Here is an 18,776-nt window from a genome sequence, read left to right on the forward strand (position 1 = left end):
AACCCAATGAGCGAATCTTTCGCCGAACTGTTTGAAGAAAGTCTGAAGTATCTCGACGTTGCCCGTGGTGCGATTATTCGCGGCACCGTGGTAGCCATCGACAGCGACTGGATCACCGTTAATGCCGGACTGAAGTCTGAAGGTGTGATCGCACGCGAAGAATTTGTAAACGAGCGTGGTGAGCTGGAAATCAATGTAGGTGACGAAGTAGAAGTCGCCGTTGATGCCATCGATGATGGCATGGGCTTCACCCGCCTGTCGCGCGAAAAAGCCAAGCGCGCCGAAATCTGGGGCGAACTCGAAGAAGCCTTCGAGAAGACCGCCATCGTCAAAGGTATCATCAGTGGCAAGGTCAAGGGCGGTTTCACCGTCGACGTTGGCCTTATCCGCGCGTTCCTGCCGGGTTCCCTGGTCGATATCCGTCCGGTGCGCGACGTCGCTCACCTGGAAGGCAAAGAGCTGGACTTCAAAGTTATCAAGCTCGATGCCAAGCGCAACAACGTGGTTGTCTCCCGCCGCGCAGTTATGGAAGCCGAACACAGTGCCGAGCGCGATCAGCTGCTCGAGTCGCTGCAGGAAGGCATGGTTGTTAAGGGTATCGTCAAGAACCTCACCGATTACGGTGCGTTTGTTGATCTGGGCGGTATCGACGGCCTGCTGCACATCACCGATATGGCCTGGAAGCGTATCAAGCATCCGTCCGAGATCGTTGAAGTCGGTCAGGAAATCGAAGTCAAGGTACTCAAGTTTGACCGTGACAAGATGCGCGTATCCCTTGGCCTCAAGCAGCTGGGCGAAGATCCGTGGCACGACATCGTGGCCCGCTACCCGCAGGGCGCCAAGGTCAAGGCCAAGATCACCAACCTCACCGATTACGGCTGCTTTGCCGAAATCGAAGAGGGTGTGGAAGGTCTGGTGCACGTATCCGAAATGGATTGGACCAACAAGAACATTCACCCATCCAAAGTCGTTTCCATTGGCGACGAAGTGGATGTGATGATCCTCGATATCGAGCAGGATCGTCGCCGTATTTCCCTGGGTATCAAGCAGTGCCAGGCGAATCCGTGGGAATCCTTCGGTACCAAGTACCAGAAAGACGACAAGGTCAGCGGCAAGATCAAGTCGATCACCGATTTCGGTATCTTCATTGGTCTGGAAGGCGGCATCGATGGTCTGGTGCACCTGTCTGACATCTCTTGGGAAGAGACCGGTGAAGATGCAGTGCGCAAGTTCGCCAAGGGCGACGAGCTGGAAACTGTCATTCTGTCCATCGACCCGGAGCGTGAGCGCATCTCTCTGGGCGTGAAGCAATTGACAGGCGATCCGTTCGGTCAGTATGTTGCTGAGAATGACCGCAACGCTATCGTTAAAGGCACTGTGACTGCAGTGGATCAGAAGGTTGCTACCATCGCTCTGGCTGATGGTATCGAAGGCACCCTGAAGGCCTCTGAAATGTCCCGTGATCGCGTTGACGATCTGTCTGCCGTCCTCAAGGTCGGTGACGAAGTCGAAGCCAAGATCACTGCTGTCGACCGTAAGAACCGTGCCATCACTCTGTCCGTGAAAGCCAAGGACATGAAGGATGAGGCGGAAGCGGTAGAAAGTCTGCGTCAAGATGCTCAGGCACCGAAGACCATCGGTGATCTGATCAAGGCACAGATGGGCGGTAACGAGTAACAAAGCACTGCCGTAGGAGCTTTGCTCCTACGGCAGCACTCACAGGGAACTGGACATGGCGCTTACCAAGTCAGAACTGATCGAACGTATATCCGCTCGTCAGGCTCAATTGTCACCCCGTGATGTTGAACTCGCTGTTAAAACCATGATCGAGGAAATGGCCAATGCCCTTGCCGAGGGTGGGCGCATTGAGATTCGTGGCTTCGGTAGTTTCTCCCTTCATTTTCGTGCTCCGCGTGTGGGCCGCAACCCGAAAACCGGGGCGTCGGTCGAGCTGCAGGGCAAATACGTTCCCCACTTCAAACCTGGTAAAGAGCTGCGTGAGCGCGTCAATCAGGCCATGGAAGAATCACAGACCACCGATACTGTCTGACGGAGGTTCACCGTGAACCAGCCTGAGTGGTGGCTCCTGTTTTTTGTTGCCATTGTTATTGGCTACGTCATGGGTCGTCGCGATGGACGTCGTCGCCGTCGGCGCAGTGAAGAAAACCTCTCCCGAGACTATATTCGAGGTCTCAACTATTTTCTCAATGAACAGCCCGACAAGGCGATCGAGATTTTCGTCAAAAGTCTGGCGGTCAGTGAACACACCCTTGAAACCCATCTGGCACTGGCGCGGGTATTCCGTCGCCGCGGTGAGCTGGACCGGGCTACCTTGATTCACAGCAATCTGCTTGATCACCCAACCCTGCCGAAAGCGGCCCGCGATGATGTGCAGGTCGAATTGGCGCAGGACTTTCTCTCTGCCGGCGTGCTTGATCGTGCTGAAGAAATTCTTCAGCAGCTTTTGGAGCGGGGCAGTCGTCATGATGCCCAGGTGATGCGCTTGCTGCTGTCGGTATTCGAGCAGGAACGCGACTGGCACAGCGCGATCAATATTGCGGAGCGCTTGCTAAATACAGATAAAAGCGCCGCACCATTGCTGGCTCAGTATCACTGTGAACTGGCAGAGCGTCTGCTCGGCCAAAAGGAAAACAACGCCGCCCGTCGCAGTTTGCGCCGTGCTCTGCAGCTGGATAGCCAGTGCGTCCGTGCCAGTCTTTTGCAGGGAAAACTGGAACTGGCGGAAGGTCATTGGGAGGCGGCAGTGCGAGCCCTGCGCCGGGTACGCCGCCAGGATGCAGCTTGCTTTGATGAGGTGCTGGATGATTTGGAGCGCTGCTACAAAGAGCTCGACCGTCTTGAGCAGTTCACCCAGTATCTTGGCCGGCTATGTGTCGAAGCGCCAAGCAACGCCATAGTCCTCAAGTTAGCCGAGAGGCTGCGTAACCAGTTTGGCGATCAGGCCGCCGCGTTGTTTATTTCTGATCACGTTAAAGCCAACCCGACCTTGCAAGGCCTGAAAAAGATTATCGAAATTCAGGCCCGTTCTGCCGGTAGTCAGGACCCGTTGGCGGTGCTCAAGCAGCTGGCCGATCAGTTGCTACAACAGAAAACGCTTTATCAGTGCCGCGACTGTGGTTACGAAACCCAGCGCCGCCTGTGGCAATGTCCGTCCTGCAAACACTGGGGCACTGCCAAGCCCCATCCTCATCGGGATATCTGAATGAATCGTTCACCAATCATTGTGGCACTGGATTATCCGTGCCTGGCCGATGCCGTTGCTCTGGCGCAGCAGCTTGATCCTGCCAGCGTACGTCTTAAAGTCGGCAAGGAGCTGTTCACACGCGAAGGCCCGGCGGTGGTGGAGGCGTTGCAGGGGCTCGGCTTCGAGCTGTTTCTTGACCTGAAATTTCACGACATTCCCAATACCGTGGCAGCCGCGCTGAAAAGCGCTGCTGCATTGGGTGTATGGATGGTCAATGTCCACGCCAGCGGCGGCCGGCGCATGATGGAAGCGGCCAGTGAGGCGCTGGCCAGTGGCCGCAGCCGACCACTGCTGACCGCAGTCACTGTGCTAACCAGCATGAGTGATCAGGATCTGGCTGAAATTGGCATAAACGTCCCCGCCGCCGAGCAGGTCAAGCGCCTCGCTCTGTTGGCCAAGGACTGTGGTGCTGACGGTGTGGTGTGTTCTGCCCAGGAGGCCCCCATGCTTGCCGAGGCCTGCGGAGCGGACTTTCTCAAGGTCACTCCGGGCATACGTCCCGCCGGCAGCGCCGCCGGAGATCAGCGCCGCATCGTTACCCCGCCGCAGGCGCTCAAGCTCGGCGTCAGCCATATGGTTATTGGCCGGCCCATTACCGGAGCACCATCACCGACACAGGCGGTAGCCGAAATCCTGCAGAGCCTGCAGGGGCAGTAGCACAGAAACAGGGCAGGGAGGCGCACAATCAACTCCCTGAACCGGCGGCACACTGGGTATCCCCAAACATAAGGAGATACCCATGAGCCAAATCCAGCATGCAAACCTTGCGCGGCTGAAGCCGCTTCTTCAGGGCCTGTGCCTGATTTTTACGCTGTTGTTCGCAGTGGCTGCGCCGCAGGCATACGCGGCGGGTAAGGAGCCAGCAATTCAGGCGGCCCCGGTGGTCAATATCAATAGTGCCAGTGCCGCTGAGCTGTCGGAGGTGCTGGTCGGTGTAGGCCTGAAGAAGGCTGAGTTGATTGTCAGTTGGCGTGAGAAGAACGGCCCCTTCAAAAGTGCGGAGGAGCTGGCTAACGTCAAAGGCATTGGCGCCAGCACCATTGATAAAAACCGCTCCCGTATCAAGCTCTAGCAGTGGTTTACTGTAGGAGCGGTTTAAGCCGCTCCTACAATCTACGGTCAATCCGGGGTAGAATCGGCGGTCATCACCCAGCCGACAGACAATGGATAGTGATTGACTGATGACGATACTGATTTCCCGGTTTTATCGCTTTACCTTGGCAGGATGCCTGTTGGTTGTACTGGCCGGTTGTACGGTATTTCCCGGCTCCCATCTAAAGGTCGACAAACCCGAAAAATCCGACGCCGTAGAGCTGTCTGATATCGTTCGTGTACATGCCATTGATACCGGTCTGCTCAGCGCCGAGCCCGTGGCTCGCCCTCAGTTCCCTGAAGTCCTGCGTCAACAGTCGGAAGTTTACGATTATCTGGTTGGCCCCGGCGATGTGCTTAACATTACTATCTGGGGTCATCCTGAGCTGACCATTCCCGCTGGTTCAATGCGTAGCGCGGAGGAGGCAGGTAACTGGGTTCATGCGGACGGTACCATTTTCTACCCTTATGTCGGCAAGATTGAAGTTGCCGGCCTGAACGTCGCCACTATTCGTGACTTGATCGCGCAAAAGCTTCGGCGCTATATCGAAGACCCGCAGGTGGATGTGTCCGTGGCGGCATTTCGCTCCCAGCGCGTGTATGTAACCGGTGCTGTAGGAAGTCCAGGCCCGGTGCCGGTTACTAATGTGCCACTACGTTTGCTGGATGCACTGATCGCTGTTGGCGACGTTTCGGCCGAAGCCGACTGGCAACGTGCCGTGTTAACTCGCGATGGCAAGAAGTATCAGTTGTCTCTGTCTTCCCTGTATGTGGACGGCGATACCCGCCAGAATATTCTGCTGCAACACGGCGATGTGCTGCACTTGCCCAGCAACAAAGATGGCAAGGTATTTGTTCTGGGTGAGGTAAACAAGCCTGCTTCGGTGGTGATGGATCGCAATGGTCTGACTCTGGCTGGTGCGTTAGCTGATGCGGGCAGTATCCGCGAACTGTCAGCAAATGCTCGCGGCATTTTTGTTATGCGTGCCGGCGAAGAAAATGGTGAGCCACGTATTGATGTATTCCAGCTTAATGCCCGTAGTGCAACCGCGTTGGTATTAGCAGATCACTTCCAGATGCAGCCCCGCGATATTGTTTATGTCACCGCAGCACCGATTGCTCGCTGGAACCGCATTATTAGTAACCTGTTGCCGACAGTTAACGCCCTATATCTAGGTGTTCGGGTCAATGAAGAAATTCGCGACCTGTAATGGCGGCCGGGCTGATGTATACAAGCCATGTTTGAAAAGATAGTGGTGGTGTGCACCGGAAATATCTGTCGTAGCCCAACAGCAGCGGCCATGCTTGCTGCCGCTGCGCCGGCTAAAAAAATTAGCTCTGCGGGTCTTGCTGCTCTGGTTAATCATGAGATGGATGGTGCCGCCCGCGAAGTTGCCGAAGCTCATGGCCTTTCTTGTCCGCCCCATCAGGCGCGGCAACTGGATAGTGCCATTAGTAGTGGCGCAGATTTGCTGCTGGTAATGGATAAGTGGCAGCGTAATGAATTGATGCAGCGTTTCCCCATGGTCAGCGGAAAGACATTTCTGCTCAGTCACTGGAACGGCGGTCATGATATTCCAGACCCCTATCAGCGCGACCGGGAAACCTTTGAGCATGTGTATAAGTTGATGGAGCAAGCCAGCAATGCCTGGCTTGCTCGCCTCTGACGAAAGGAATGCGAAATGTCCGCAATCGGACCGGAAGCCCAAGGCGCCCCGCGCCAGGATGATGAAATCGACCTGCAGAAATTGCTGGGTGCAGTGCTTGATAACAAGCTGCTGATTATTGCTATTACTGCATTTGCCTTTTTGCTTGGCATGTTCCATGCGTTTACTGCCACGCCAATCTATCAGGCAGATGCGTTGCTGCAGATTGAGAAGCAGGCTGGTATGCCGGGATTCGCGGAAATGTCCAAAGTGCTCGATCAGGACAACTCTACCGCTGGCGAAATAGAGATTCTGCGTTCCCGTATGGTGCTGGGTGATGCGGTGGATTCTCTGGGTATGTCAGTGCGGCTGAGTCGCCAGAGCACGCCAATAATCGGGCGTTTTACCAAGCCAGCTCCCGCTGCAGAGCCTGGCCCGATTTTCGCTGCTCTGGTTGATGCCAAAGCGGATATTCGCGTGGCTGACTTTGTTGTGCCGGCTGCCATGGAAGGAAAGCAGTTTACCCTGCAGCCAGACCCCGACAAGGGGCAGGGCGGATATCGTCTGTTGCTTGGTCAAAAGTTGATTCTTAGTGGGGTGGCGGGCCAGTCAGTCAGCTCGGAAGACGGCAGTGTCATGTTGAAGCTGGATACTTTTAGTATGGCGTCGGGTGATGCCGTTCTGCTTAGCAAGCAGCCTCGCCTGGCCTTGATAAGAGCCTTGCGTGGCGGCTTGTCCGTATCTGAACAGGGTCGTGGCAGCGGCATTCTGAGTATTTCTTTTACCGGCCCATCACAGCGTGGCAACCGCGCCATTCTTGATGCCATCGCCGAAGCTTATCTGATGCAGAACGTCAAAAGACTATCTGCGGAAGTTGAAAAGAGCCTGGACTTCCTTGGCCAGCAGTTGCCAGAGATTCGCGCCAATCTTGAGCAGGCGGAAGATCGTCTGAATGAATTCAGATTGGAAAGTGGTTCCATCGATATGTCATTCGAAACCAGTCAGGTGCTAACCAGTCTGGTAGCGCTTGAGGCCAAGCAGAGTGAGCTGCGTTACAAGGAAAAGGAGCTGGCCAGTCTGTACACCCGAGAGCATCCATTGTTTCGTACCCTGATTCAGCAGCAACAGAATGTGGCCCAGGAAATTGAAAAGCTGTCGGAGCAGATGCGTGATCTGCCTGATACCCAGCAGGAAGTGCTGCGCCTGACACGGGATGTACAGGTTAATCAGGAAATTTATGTGCAGATGCTGAACAAGTCCCAGGAGCTGCGTGTAGTAAGAGCCGGCACCGTGGGCAATGTGCGCATTATTGATCAGGCGGTGAGCTCACCGTGGCCGATCAAACCCAGGAAGAGCTTGATCGTCATGCTGGCAACCATGTTTGGCGCCTTGGCCAGTGTGGCTATTGTACTGTTGCGGGCGGCTTTCCATCGCGGTATTGAAACCCCTGCGCAGCTGGAAGAAACCGGCTTGCCGGTGTATGCCACCATTCCGCTATCTGACCAGCAGCATAAGCTTAGCGATTGGCTGGACGGCAAGTTACAGAGCCTTGGCGCGAAAAGCGGGTTGCTGGCTGTGGAAAATCCGGCCGACCCGGCTGTTGAGGCGTTACGCAGCCTGCGGACCAGTTTGCACTTTGCCATGATGGACGCGGGCAATCCTGTGATTATGGTGTCCGGCCCCAGTCCCTCCGTGGGCAAGTCGTTCGTCTCCGCGAATCTGGCCGTGGCGTTGGCGCAGATTGGCCGCCGGGTGCTGTTGATTGATGGTGATATGCGTAAAGGTCACCTGCATAAGTATTTCCGGGTGCCGGTAGAAAGTGGTTTGTCTTCCTACCTGTCAGGCCAGAATAGCCTTGAGCATGTGACCCACAAGACAGCCATCGATAATGTGGACTTTATGGCCCGTGGGGTGGTGCCGCCTAACCCCGCAGAACTGCTTATGCATAGTCGCTTTGCCGAGCTGATCAAGCAGGTATCTGCCGAATACGATCTGGTAATCATCGACTCACCGCCAGTGCTGGCGGTCACCGATGCGTCCATCATCGGTCAATATGCTGGCACCAGCTTGCTGGTAGCTCGTTTTGCTCAGAACACTGTGCAGGAAGTGGAGCTGGCCCGGCAACGTTTTGCCCAGAACGGCGTCATCGTTAAAGGCGCTATCCTCAATTGCATGGAAAAGCGCGCCGCCAACTCCTACGGCTATTACGCCTACAACTACAAATCTTAACGGCCGCCGCCGCAGCGGCTTCACAACGGGAAAGGATTCCCTATGCGCACACCTCAATACCCGGAAATTCTCCACCATGGTGCCGTGACTGGTACCACCGGTTCCTGTCACGAGCTTGTTGCTGACCATCAGCGCAGCATCCTGATCGATTGTGGTCTGTTTCAAGGTCGCGACATCGGCCCCTACGGTGCCAGTGCAGACAACCTGCAAATTGATTTCGATATCAGTCGGGTGCAGGCGCTGGTAGTCACCCATGTGCATATTGATCATGTTGGCCGTATTCCCTGGCTGCTGGCCGCCGGCTTTGATGGCCCGATCTACTGCAGCGAACCCAGTGCAAAGCTTTTACCCATTGTGCTGGAGGACGCCTTCCGCCTTAGCTTTAGCCGGCAGCCGAAAAGTGTTGAGCGCTATATCAGGTTGATTGAGTCGCGCTTGCGACCTGTGCCCTATAACCAGTGGCAAGAGATCTTTTCTGGCTTGCAGGTGCGCCTGCAAAGGGCAGGGCATATCCTTGGTTCTGCCTACGTTGAATGCAGAAGTGGCTTAACCACAAACAGCACAACGGTTGTCTTCTCCGGCGATCTTGGCGCCCCCCATGCACCGATACTGCCAGCACCCAGGTCGCCCCACGGCTGCGACATATTGGTGATCGAAAGCACCTACGGTGACAAAAACCACGAGAACCGAAAAACCCGCCGGCAACGCCTCGAAGCGACGCTGAGAAAGGCGCTACAGGATCAGGGCACCGTGCTTATTCCAGCATTCAGCATCGGTCGCACCCAGGAGTTACTGTTTGAGCTGGAAGACATTATCTATCGCAACGCCAGCAAGCAGGCCGCTGATGGTCTGCCGTGGAATCAGCTGCCGATTATTCTCGATTCGCCGTTAGCCAGCCGGTTCACCGAGGTCTATCGCAAGCTCACGCCGTTCTGGGAAGCAGAGGCTCTGCAGAAGGTGCTGAGCGGTCGCAACCCGCTGCAGTTTGACCAGCTGCTTACCGTCGACAGCAATGCCGCCCACCAGAAGATGGTTCGCCACCTGGCCGACAGCGCCCGGCCAGCGGTGGTGATCAGTGCCAGTGGCATGTGTACCGGCGGCCGCATCGTTAACTATTTGAAGGCCATGCTCGACGACCCACGCCATAACGTCCTGCTGGTGGGTTATCAAGCGGCCGGCACTCTGGGTAGGCAGCTTCAGCATGGTGCCAGAACGGTGGATATCGACGGCGATAGCATTGCTGTCCGCGCCCCAATTGAAACCATGAGCGGCTATTCCGCCCATGCCGATCAGGCTGGGTTGCTGCGGTTTATCAAAGGCATGAAAAAGCAGCCAAAAGAAATCCGGGTGGTCCATGGCGACCCGAAAGCCCAGCAAACCCTGCGGGAGCTTCTGCAACATTGACATTCCACCCCTCAACCCTATCCTGTGCGCCTACCTGAGCAAGAACACCTCCATCAAGGACAGCACATGAAATACCTGGTCACCGGATCCGCTGGCTTTATCGGTTTTACGGTAGCTCGAGCCCTGCTCAAGCGCGGTGACAGTGTGGTCGGCTTTGATGTGGTGAACGACTACTACGACCCGGCCATCAAGGAATCCCGGTTGGCCCTGCTGGAGCAGGAATCCAAAGACTGCGTCGGCGAGTACACCTTTATCCGTGCCAATCTGGCCGACCGCACAGCGGTAGAGCAGTGTTTCAAGGAGCATACGTTTGATCGGGTGATCCACCTGGCCGCCCAGGCCGGGGTGCGTTACTCGCTGGAAAATCCGCACGCCTATGTGGAAAGCAACATCGTTGCTTTTACCAACATCATCGAAGCCTGCCGCTATGCCAAGGTGCCGCACCTGACCTACGCCAGCACCAGCAGCGTCTACGGCGCCAATACTGATATGCCGTTCAGCGAACATAAGGGCGTTGATCATCCGCTGCAGTTCTACGCCGCCACCAAGCGCGCCAATGAGCTGATGGCTCATGCCTACAGCCATCTGTACCGCATGCCCACCACCGGCCTGCGCTTCTTTACGGTGTACGGCCCGTGGGGCCGGCCGGACATGGCGCTGTTCATGTTCACCAAAAACATCTTGGCTGGCGAGCCAATCCCGGTGTTCAACCACGGCAACCACACCCGTGACTTCACCTATGTGGACGACATTGCCGAAGGGGTGATCCGCGCCACCGACGACATCGCCCAGCCTAACCCGAACTGGGATAGCAGCAACCCGGACCCGGCCACCAGCAATGCGCCGTTCCGCATCTTTAATATCGGCAACAACAATCCGGTGAAGCTGACTCAGTACATCGAAGCCATCGAACAGGCCACCGGTAAAAAGGCCACTATGGACCTGCTGCCCCTGCAGCCGGGCGACGTACCGGATACCTTTGCCGATGTCTCAGAACTGGAGAAGCAGGTGGGCTACAAGCCCGCCACCAGCGTCACCCAGGGGGTCGCCAACTTCGTCAACTGGTACCGGGACTTCTACGGTTGTTGACTTTTAATACTCTCATCCTATGCTTGAGAGCGCTTTCACATCTTATTCATCTTGAGGCCTCAGGGATCGGCAGGCGCTATCTCGGGCTATTGCAGTAATCAGGAGCCCTCCCGCGCATGTCTTCCGCACCGCTGGTAGAAAACGTCAAGCTGGCCGTGATTGGCCTTGGCTATGTGGGCCTGCCGCTTGCTGTGGAATTCGGCAAGCACTACCCGGTAATTGGCTTCGACATTAATCAGAAGCGTATCGATGCCCTCAAAGCCGGAAACGACACCACCCTGGAAGTCAGCGAAGGGGAAATGGCCGAGGCCACCCAGCTGCAATATAGCTGCACTGCCGCAGATCTGGCTGACTGCAACATCTATATAGTTACCGTGCCCACCCCCATCGACGAGCACAAGCGCCCGGATCTCACCCCGCTAATTAAAGCCTCGGAAACCATCGGCAAAACCCTGAAAGCGGGCGACATCGTCATCTATGAGTCCACCGTCTACCCCGGTGCCACGGAAGAAGATTGTGTGCCCGTGCTGGAAAGAGTCTCAGGCCTGACCTTCAACAAGGATTTCTTTGCCGGCTACAGCCCAGAGCGGATCAATCCGGGCGACAAGGAACACCGCGTTACCACGATTATGAAAGTCACCTCCGGCTCCACCCCGGAAGTCGCCGACAAGGTCGACGCGCTCTATAAAAGCATCATCAGCGCCGGCACTCACAAAGCCAGTAGCATTAAAGTTGCTGAAGCGGCCAAGGTGATTGAGAACACCCAACGTGACCTGAACATTGCCCTGATTAATGAGCTGGCAATGATCTTCAACAAGATGGACATCGACACCCTGGATGTCCTCGAAGCCGCCGGCACCAAATGGAACTTCCTGCCGTTCCGTCCCGGCCTGGTGGGCGGCCACTGTATTGGCGTCGATCCCTATTACCTGACCCACAAGGCTCAGCAGATTGGCTACCACCCGGAAGTCATTCTGGCTGGTCGCAAAGTGAACGACGGCATGGGGCGCTATGTGGCCCGTCAGATGATCAAGGCCATGTTGAAAAAAGGCATACCGGTAAAAGGTTCACGGGTGCTGGTGATGGGCCTGACCTTCAAGGAAAACTGCCCGGACTTGCGCAACACCCGTGTGGTCGATGTGATCAGCGAGCTGAAGGAATATCACGTTGACGTGGATGTTTATGATCCGTGGGTAAACCCGCAAGAAGCCAAGAATGAATATGGTATTGAGCCAATCAAGGCACCACAGCAGGGCGTCTACGATGGCATCGTGATTACTGTTGGCCATAGTGAATTCAAGGCATTGGATCAGGCTGCTCTGCGAGCCTTTGGTAAAGATGAGCTGGTATTGTTTGATCTGAAGTATGTGGCCAGCAAGCAGGCCGTGGATTTGCGTCTATGAGCAGTCAGTGGTTCGTGGTAAGTACCAAGCCGCGCCAGGAGCAGCTGGCGCTGGATAACCTGCAACGGCAGGGTTATCACACCTATTTGCCGCGTACTATTATGCAAAAACGTCGCCGTGATCAGTGGCACAGCGTTAGTGAGCCGCTGTTCCCCGGCTATGTATTCGTGCAGCTGACACTTGAGCAGGATAATACGGCGCCGATCCGCTCCACCTTGGGGGCCCGTGGTCTGGTGAGATTCGGCAGTCATACACCTGCGCTGGATAATGCGCTGATCGAATGGTTCCGACAGCAGGAAAAACAGCAGCTGGAAAAACCGAAAAACCCAGCGGATTTGTTCAAACCCGGTGCTCCGGTCACCATACTGAACGGCCCCTTTGCCGGCCTTCAAGCTGTATACGAAATGCCAAAGTCCAGTGATCGAGCCATGCTGCTTATTTCACTTTTGGGGCGGCCAACCCCGCTTCAGTGTCACTGGCACGACATCTGTCCCGCATAAGCTGATTTCCACTGCCAACAGGGCAGAGCGGGAGAGTAAAAGGGTCTGCGTTCAACCGCTGAACGCAGGCAATATCGAGGTATGCCTGCAACACGGTAGGGCGGTAGCGTGCCCGGAGTAACATGATTCAAGAAGACTCCCACTACAAATTGATGCGCCTGATCGAACAAAACCCAGAGCTATCCCAGCGTGAGCTCGCCAAAGCCCTGGGTGTCAGTCTCGGCAAGGCCAATTACTGCGTAAAAGCGCTAATCGAAAAGGGCTGGGTAAAAGCCAATAACTTCCGCAGCAGCAAGAACAAGCTCAGCTATGCCTATCTGCTCACCCCGGAAGGCATTGAACAGAAGGCTCTGCTGACCCGCAATTTCCTGCAGCGAAAGATGCAAGAGTACGAAGCGCTGCAACAGGAAATCCGTCAGCTGAAGAAAGACATGCAGGGAACAGCCAAGTGAAAATACTTGTTACTGGCGGTGCAGGCTTTATTGGCTCGGCCGTTATCCGCCATATCATCAATAACACCAAAGACAGTGTCGTTAATCTGGACAAGCTGACTTACGCAGGCAATTTGCAGTCGCTGGAAACTGTCAGTGGTGATGCCCGTTATGCGTTCGAGCAGGTGGATATCTGCAATCGCGCAGAGCTGGACCGTGTGTTTCTTCAGCACCAGCCGGACGCGGTGATGCATCTTGCCGCTGAGAGTCATGTGGACCGCTCTATTGATGGCCCGGCTGCATTTATCGAAACCAATATTGTTGGCAGCTACACGCTTCTGGAGGCGGCTCGCCAATACTGGCAATCACTGTCCGCTGAAGCCAAGGCAGTGTTCCGCTTCCACCATATATCAACTGACGAAGTTTATGGTGATCTTGAAGGCCCGGAAGATCTGTTCACCGAGCAGACGCCCTATGCACCCAGCTCCCCCTATTCAGCCAGCAAGGCCAGCTCAGATCATTTGGTGCGGGCATGGCTGCGCACCTATGGCCTACCCACAGTGATCACCAATTGCAGCAATAACTACGGGCCTTATCACTTCCCGGAAAAGCTGATTCCGCTAATGATCCTGAACGCACTGGAAGGCAAGCCATTGCCGGTATATGGCAAAGGCAACCAGATTCGCGACTGGCTTTATGTGGAAGACCATGCCCGGGCTTTGTACAAGGTGGTCAGCGAAGGGAAAATTGGCGAAACCTATAATATTGGCGGTCACAACGAAAAGCAGAATATAGAAGTAGTGCATATTCTGTGTGAGTTGCTGGAAGAGCTATGCCCGACAAAGCCAGCGGGCGTGCAGCATTACAAAGATCTTATTACCTATGTAAAGGATCGCCCTGGCCACGACCTGCGTTATGCCATTGATGCCAGCAAGATCGAGCAGCAGCTGGGCTGGGTGCCAGAAGAAACCTTTGAATCCGGAATCCGTAAAACTGTCATCTGGTATCTGAACAACCAGCAATGGTGCAAAAATGTGCAGGACGGCAGCTATCAACGGCAGCGGTTGGGGGTGGAAGCCTGATGCGTGTCTTGCTGTTCGGCAAGAATGGGCAAGTAGGCTGGGAGCTGCAGCGTAGTCTGGCTTCGACTGGCGAGCTGATCGCGCTGGATCGGCAGGGTGAGGATGGGTTGTGTGGCGACCTCGGCAACCTGCCAGGTTTGACCGATACATTGGAAAGGCTACAGCCGGACATCATCGTCAACGCAGCGGCCTATACCGCGGTAGACAAGGCGGAACAGGAAGCAGAGAGCGCTCAGCTTATAAATGCTCAAGCACCGAAGAGAATGGCGCAGTGGGCAGCTAAGACAGGCGCGTTACTAGTGCATTACTCCACGGATTACGTATTCGATGGAAGCGGAGATGCGCCCTATAGCGAAGATGCGCCTGTGGCTCCCATCAATATCTATGGGCAGACCAAGCTTGCCGGTGAAAAGGCGATACAGAAAAGTGGTTGTCGTTATCTGATTTTTCGTACCAGCTGGGTATACGCTGCGCAAGGCAACAACTTTATGAAGACCATGCTGCAGCTAGGTAAAACCAGAGCTGAGCTGAATGTGGTCTGTGATCAGATTGGTGCCCCGACACCTGCCAGACTGGTGGCAGAAATCACCGCATTGTCATTGAGCCGTCAGTTGGCCAGTGGAATCTATCACCTCAGCGCAAGCGGCCACACCAGTTGGCACGGCTTTGCTCAGGAGATCTTCCGCAAGGCTATTGCAGCAGGTGAGCAACTAAGCATTGCCGCAGACAAAGTGCAGCCGATACCGAGTAGCGCCTATCCGGTTGCCGCCAGGCGGCCACTGAATTCGCGCCTGGCAACCGACAAGCTTCGGTCCGTACTGGGAATAGATCTGCCAGACTGGCAGAGCCAGCTGGAACACACTTTGAAAGAGCACCTGAAGGATAGAACATGAAGGGAATTATTCTTGCCGGCGGTTCTGGCACCCGTCTTTATCCGATCACCCGTGGCATTTCCAAGCAGCTGCTGCCGATCTATGACAAGCCAATGATCTATTACCCGCTGTCTGTGCTGATGCTGGCGGGTATCAGGGATGTGCTGATAATCACCACGCCGGAGGATCAGTCAGGTTTTCAGCGGCTATTGGCTGATGGCGGTCAATGGGGCATCAATATCAGCTATGCGGTGCAGCCCAGCCCGGATGGTTTGGCACAGGCCTTTATTATCGGTGAGGAATTTATCGGCAGGGATAGCGTCTGCCTGGTGCTGGGAGACAACATCTACTACGGCAGAGGGCTGAGCAAGATTCTGCAGAATGCCGCAGCGCGCACCCGGGGTGCCACCGTATTCGGCTATCAGGTGACAGACCCGGAGCGCTTCGGCGTGGTCGAGTTCGATGACAACAATCGCGCCATCTCAATTGAAGAAAAGCCGCTCAAGCCCAAATCCGACTACGCGGTTACCGGCCTGTACTTCTACGATAACGACGTTATCGAAATCGCCAAAAAGGTTAAGCCCTCAGAGCGCGGCGAGCTCGAGATTACCAGCGTCAATCAGGCCTACCTGGAGCGGGGCGATCTGAATGTGGAGCTGCTCGGCCGCGGCTTCGCCTGGCTGGACACCGGCACCTTCGATTCCTTACATGAAGCTTCCGCCTTTATCGAAACTCTGGAAAAGCGTCAGGGACTAAAAATTGCCTGCCTGGAGGAGATTGCCTGGCGCATGGGCTATATCGGTCGTGACAAGCTGATGGAAGAAGGGCAGAAGCTCAAGAAGAACAGCTATGGCGCGTATCTGGTCAAGTTAGCGCAAACAGGCAAATAAAGGTGCGACTATGAAAATCATCAGCACCCGCATTCCCGATGTAAAGCTGATCGAGCCAAAAGTGTTCGGCGACGAACGCGGCTTCTTTATGGAAACCTGGAATGAAAAAGCCTTCCGCGAGGCCGGTATCAATGTGGCCTTCGTCCAGGACAATCACAGTCGGTCGGTCAAGAACACCTTGCGAGGCCTGCACTATCAGATCAAGCAGCCACAGGGGAAGCTGGTGCGAGTTACACGAGGGGAAGTGTTCGATGTGGCAGTGGATCTGCGTGTTGGGTCATCCACCTTTGGGCAATGGGTTGGCGAGTACCTGTCGGGGGAGAATAACCGCATGCTATGGGTGCCGCCGGGCTTTGCCCATGGCTTTCTGGTCACCAGTGATACGGCGGATTTCCAGTACAAGTGCACGGACTTCTACTCTCCTGAATACGAGCGCTCAATTTTCTGGAACGACCCCAGCGTAAATGTTGACTGGGGTGTGTCAAATCCAGAAGAGCTGCTGCTATCGAACAAAGATAAGCATGCCCAGAGTTTGCAGCAGGCTATGGCCGAACTTGAGGGAAACTCTCAAATCAAACCAGAGACAAGTGCTTGAATGTTTAAACAACTTAAAGATCTCTATTTACTCCTTACCGATCAGCAGCGCAAAAAGCTTCTCCGGCTTCAGCTATTGGTAGTGCTGATGGCAGTGGCAGAGCTGGGAAGTGTGCTATCCATTGGCCCTTTTATGGCTCTGGTGGGAGATATGAGCCTCCTGCAGCGCGAGGGCATAGTGGGGGATATCTATCGCCTAAGTGGCATTGATAGCCCTCGAATGTTTATGATTTTAGTCGGCGTAGCCGTATTGCTTTCGCTATTGATGGCCGCAGTCATCTCCATACTGACTATCTGGCGTCTCTCAATGTACGGCTCGATTGTGGGGGCGGAGCTCAGTAGCCGTCTATATCGTCACTACATGCATCAGCCTTGGCTTTTTCATGCCGGTGGCAGTAGCAGTCAGCTAACCAATCAGATCGCGCAGGAGTGTACTCGAATTACGGCGGGCATTATCAATCCATTAATGCAGATGAATGCTCGCATTGTGATGGCGACATTGATGGCAGTTGCGATCTTTATATTCAATCCGGCTGTCGCAATCACTGGGTTGACGCTGTTCGCAGTGGCCTATTTGACGATGTACAGAATCGTGCGACAAAAGCTCATCAGAAATGGCGGCATCATTACCTCGTCCCAGCGACTCCGATTTAAGTTAATGGGTGAGGGGTTCGGCGGAATAAAAGACGTGCTTCTGCTAGGCAGGCAGGAGATTTTTACAGATCGATTTGACCATGCTAGTGCCGGCTTCGCTGCTGCTCAGGGAAAAAACCAGGTGATAAGCCAGGTCCCACGCTTCGTGATGGAGCTAGCGGCCTTCGGCAGCGTAATCTTTCTGATCCTATACCTTCTTGCTGCTTATGATGGCAATCTGGGCACTATATTACCGGTGCTTTCAGTCTATGCTCTGGCGGGGTTCAAGCTCCTGCCGGCATTTCAGCAGATATATAGCAGCATCTCCAGTATTCGAGGCAGTCTGACGGCGTTCGAAGGGCTGCGAGATGATCTCAGAGCGAGTGCAAGCGCAACGCTGCAGCCGGTGCGCAGTCGAAGCGGCAAAGAGCACTTGATCCCGCGCCAGTCCATCGAGATAAAGAGCGTGCAGTTCACCTACCCGGGCAAGGCTGAGCCAGCGCTTCGAGATCTAACGATGACCATCGGCGTAAATAAGGTCATCGGCGTTGTAGGTGCATCTGGCTCAGGCAAGTCGACAGTCATTGACATTCTGCTCGGGCTGATTCAGCCAGACACGGGGCTGTTGCTGGTAGATGGTGAGCCGATTGCAAAGGAGAGACTACGCTCCTGGCAGAACTCCTTGGGATTCGTGCCTCAATCTATCTTTCTGGCAGACAGTAGTATTCGTGAGAACATAGCATTCGGATTGCCTCTGGATCTGGTTGATGAAGAAAAAGTCAGGAGGGCAGCCAGCATGGCCCATCTAGATGAGCTGTTAGCGGAGTTGCCGCAAGGTCTGGACACCAGAGTTGGAGAGCGAGGAGTGCAGCTGTCAGGTGGTCAGCGTCAGCGTATCGGCATTGCTCGTGCGCTTTACAATGACGCGGATGTCCTAGTTCTTGATGAAGCAACTAGCGCCCTTGATGGCATAACTGAAAAATTGATCATGGACGCTATTCATGACTTCTCCGGCAAGAAAACTATAGTCATGATTGCGCACCGACTCGCCACGGTGCGCAAGTGTGACATTATTTATTTTCTTGAAGATGGTTGTGTAGTGGATAAAGGAAGCTATACAGAGCTAATCGAACGAAGTCCAACCTTCAAGAAGATGGCTCAGAATTCATAGTTAAGTGGAAATATAGAGAAGGGAAATGAAAAAATGGAATTTCGCAGTTTTATCCGAAAGGCTCTCCAATACTTTGATATTGATATTCATTGGATAAATCGAGATGACTCGCCATTTTTAGATCCGGCGCAAGCAATGATTGCTTCTGTCTTGCATAATGGAGAGAGGTCTAGTTTTCTGGTTGCGGACATGCTTGATGTAATACAGAAGCATCATGCAGATGGGAAGTTCTACGAGCAAGACTTACTTGATGTGCTGGCGGAGAACTTTAAAGAGGGCGGATGCTTTGTCGATGTTGGTGCGAATGTTGGGAATCATTCAATATTTGCAGCTGTCCATCTTGGTGCTTCGCGAATTATTGCCTTTGAGCCGATGAGACTGCAGCACGCGATTCTTTCTATTAATGTTCTGTTAAACGAACTTCAAGGAAAGGTAGAGGTTCACAAGCTAGCGTTGTCGGATCGTACTGAATTTT

The 18,776-nt window shown here is 54.5% G+C and carries 19 protein-coding genes; all 19 read left to right on the forward strand.

The annotated features are described in order from the left end of the window. Positions 1–6 precede the first annotated feature (6 nt). Entirely contained in the window at positions 7–1,677 is a 1,671-nt protein-coding gene (gene rpsA / locus J1C54_RS02745; RefSeq protein WP_229144295.1) for a 30S ribosomal protein S1, read from the forward strand. Between the two features lie 55 nt (positions 1,678–1,732). Continuing rightward, complete coding sequence (gene ihfB / locus J1C54_RS02750; RefSeq protein WP_229144296.1) at positions 1,733–2,050, forward strand: integration host factor subunit beta; 318 nt, start codon at positions 1,733–1,735, stop codon at positions 2,048–2,050. Between the two features lie 12 nt (positions 2,051–2,062). Beyond that, positions 2,063–3,223 carry a lipopolysaccharide assembly protein LapB gene (gene lapB / locus J1C54_RS02755; RefSeq protein WP_229144297.1) on the forward strand — a complete coding sequence of 387 codons (1,161 nt, stop codon included), beginning with the start codon at positions 2,063–2,065 and terminating at the stop codon, positions 3,221–3,223. After that, a complete protein-coding gene (gene pyrF / locus J1C54_RS02760) occupies positions 3,224–3,922 on the forward strand; it encodes an orotidine-5'-phosphate decarboxylase (protein WP_229144298.1) in 699 nt (232 codons plus the stop codon). Positions 3,923–4,004: 82 nt separating this feature from the next. After that, positions 4,005–4,337, forward strand: coding sequence for a helix-hairpin-helix domain-containing protein (locus J1C54_RS02765; protein WP_229144299.1), 333 nt, complete (start codon positions 4,005–4,007; stop codon positions 4,335–4,337). Positions 4,338–4,446: 109 nt separating this feature from the next. Then, complete coding sequence (locus J1C54_RS02770) at positions 4,447–5,568, forward strand: polysaccharide export protein (protein WP_229144300.1); 1,122 nt, start codon at positions 4,447–4,449, stop codon at positions 5,566–5,568. 27 nt (positions 5,569–5,595) lie between these two features. Then, complete coding sequence (locus J1C54_RS02775) at positions 5,596–6,024, forward strand: low molecular weight protein-tyrosine-phosphatase (RefSeq protein ID WP_229144301.1); 429 nt, start codon at positions 5,596–5,598, stop codon at positions 6,022–6,024. A gap of 15 nt (positions 6,025–6,039) precedes the next feature. Further along, positions 6,040–8,232, forward strand: a complete 2,193-nt coding sequence (locus J1C54_RS02780; RefSeq protein ID WP_229144302.1) for a polysaccharide biosynthesis tyrosine autokinase — start codon at positions 6,040–6,042, stop codon at positions 8,230–8,232. A 42-nt stretch (positions 8,233–8,274) separates the two neighbouring features. Further along, positions 8,275–9,636 (forward strand): MBL fold metallo-hydrolase RNA specificity domain-containing protein, encoded by a 1,362-nt coding sequence (locus tag J1C54_RS02785; RefSeq protein WP_229144303.1) that lies wholly within the window; start codon positions 8,275–8,277, stop codon positions 9,634–9,636. A 66-nt stretch (positions 9,637–9,702) separates the two neighbouring features. Continuing rightward, complete coding sequence (locus J1C54_RS02790) at positions 9,703–10,725, forward strand: NAD-dependent epimerase (RefSeq protein WP_229144304.1); 1,023 nt, start codon at positions 9,703–9,705, stop codon at positions 10,723–10,725. A gap of 116 nt (positions 10,726–10,841) precedes the next feature. Next, positions 10,842–12,128, forward strand: a complete 1,287-nt coding sequence (tviB, locus tag J1C54_RS02795) for a Vi polysaccharide biosynthesis UDP-N-acetylglucosamine C-6 dehydrogenase TviB (protein WP_229144305.1) — start codon at positions 10,842–10,844, stop codon at positions 12,126–12,128. Then, entirely contained in the window at positions 12,125–12,628 is a 504-nt protein-coding gene (locus J1C54_RS02800) for a transcription termination/antitermination protein NusG (protein WP_229144306.1), read from the forward strand. The genes tviB and J1C54_RS02800 overlap by 4 nt, the downstream gene beginning before the upstream one ends. Positions 12,629–12,750: 122 nt before the next feature. Then, positions 12,751–13,080, forward strand: coding sequence for a MarR family EPS-associated transcriptional regulator (locus J1C54_RS02805; RefSeq protein WP_229144307.1), 330 nt, complete (start codon positions 12,751–12,753; stop codon positions 13,078–13,080). Next, entirely contained in the window at positions 13,077–14,141 is a 1,065-nt protein-coding gene (rfbB, locus tag J1C54_RS02810) for a dTDP-glucose 4,6-dehydratase (RefSeq protein WP_229144308.1), read from the forward strand. Before J1C54_RS02805 ends, rfbB begins: the two co-directional genes overlap by 4 nt. Continuing rightward, entirely contained in the window at positions 14,141–15,034 is an 894-nt protein-coding gene (gene rfbD, locus J1C54_RS02815) for a dTDP-4-dehydrorhamnose reductase (protein ID WP_229144309.1), read from the forward strand. The genes rfbB and rfbD overlap by 1 nt, the downstream gene beginning before the upstream one ends. Next, positions 15,031–15,903: a glucose-1-phosphate thymidylyltransferase RfbA gene (gene rfbA, locus J1C54_RS02820; RefSeq protein WP_229144310.1), complete on the forward strand. Its 873-nt coding sequence runs from the start codon at positions 15,031–15,033 to the stop codon at positions 15,901–15,903. The genes rfbD and rfbA overlap by 4 nt, the downstream gene beginning before the upstream one ends. Before the next feature lie 10 nt (positions 15,904–15,913). Next, positions 15,914–16,498: a dTDP-4-dehydrorhamnose 3,5-epimerase gene (gene rfbC / locus J1C54_RS02825; RefSeq protein WP_229144311.1), complete on the forward strand. Its 585-nt coding sequence runs from the start codon at positions 15,914–15,916 to the stop codon at positions 16,496–16,498. Then, on the forward strand, positions 16,499–18,301 hold the full coding sequence (locus J1C54_RS02830) for an ABC transporter ATP-binding protein (protein WP_229144312.1): 1,803 nt from the start codon (positions 16,499–16,501) through the stop codon (positions 18,299–18,301). Positions 18,302–18,334: 33 nt separating this feature from the next. After that, on the forward strand, positions 18,335–18,776 hold a 442-nt coding region (locus J1C54_RS02835), incomplete at its 3' end, for an FkbM family methyltransferase (protein ID WP_229144313.1).

The organism is Alcanivorax sp. 1008 (assembly GCF_020667895.1).
Taxonomy (GTDB): domain Bacteria; phylum Pseudomonadota; class Gammaproteobacteria; order Pseudomonadales; family Alcanivoracaceae; genus PGZG01.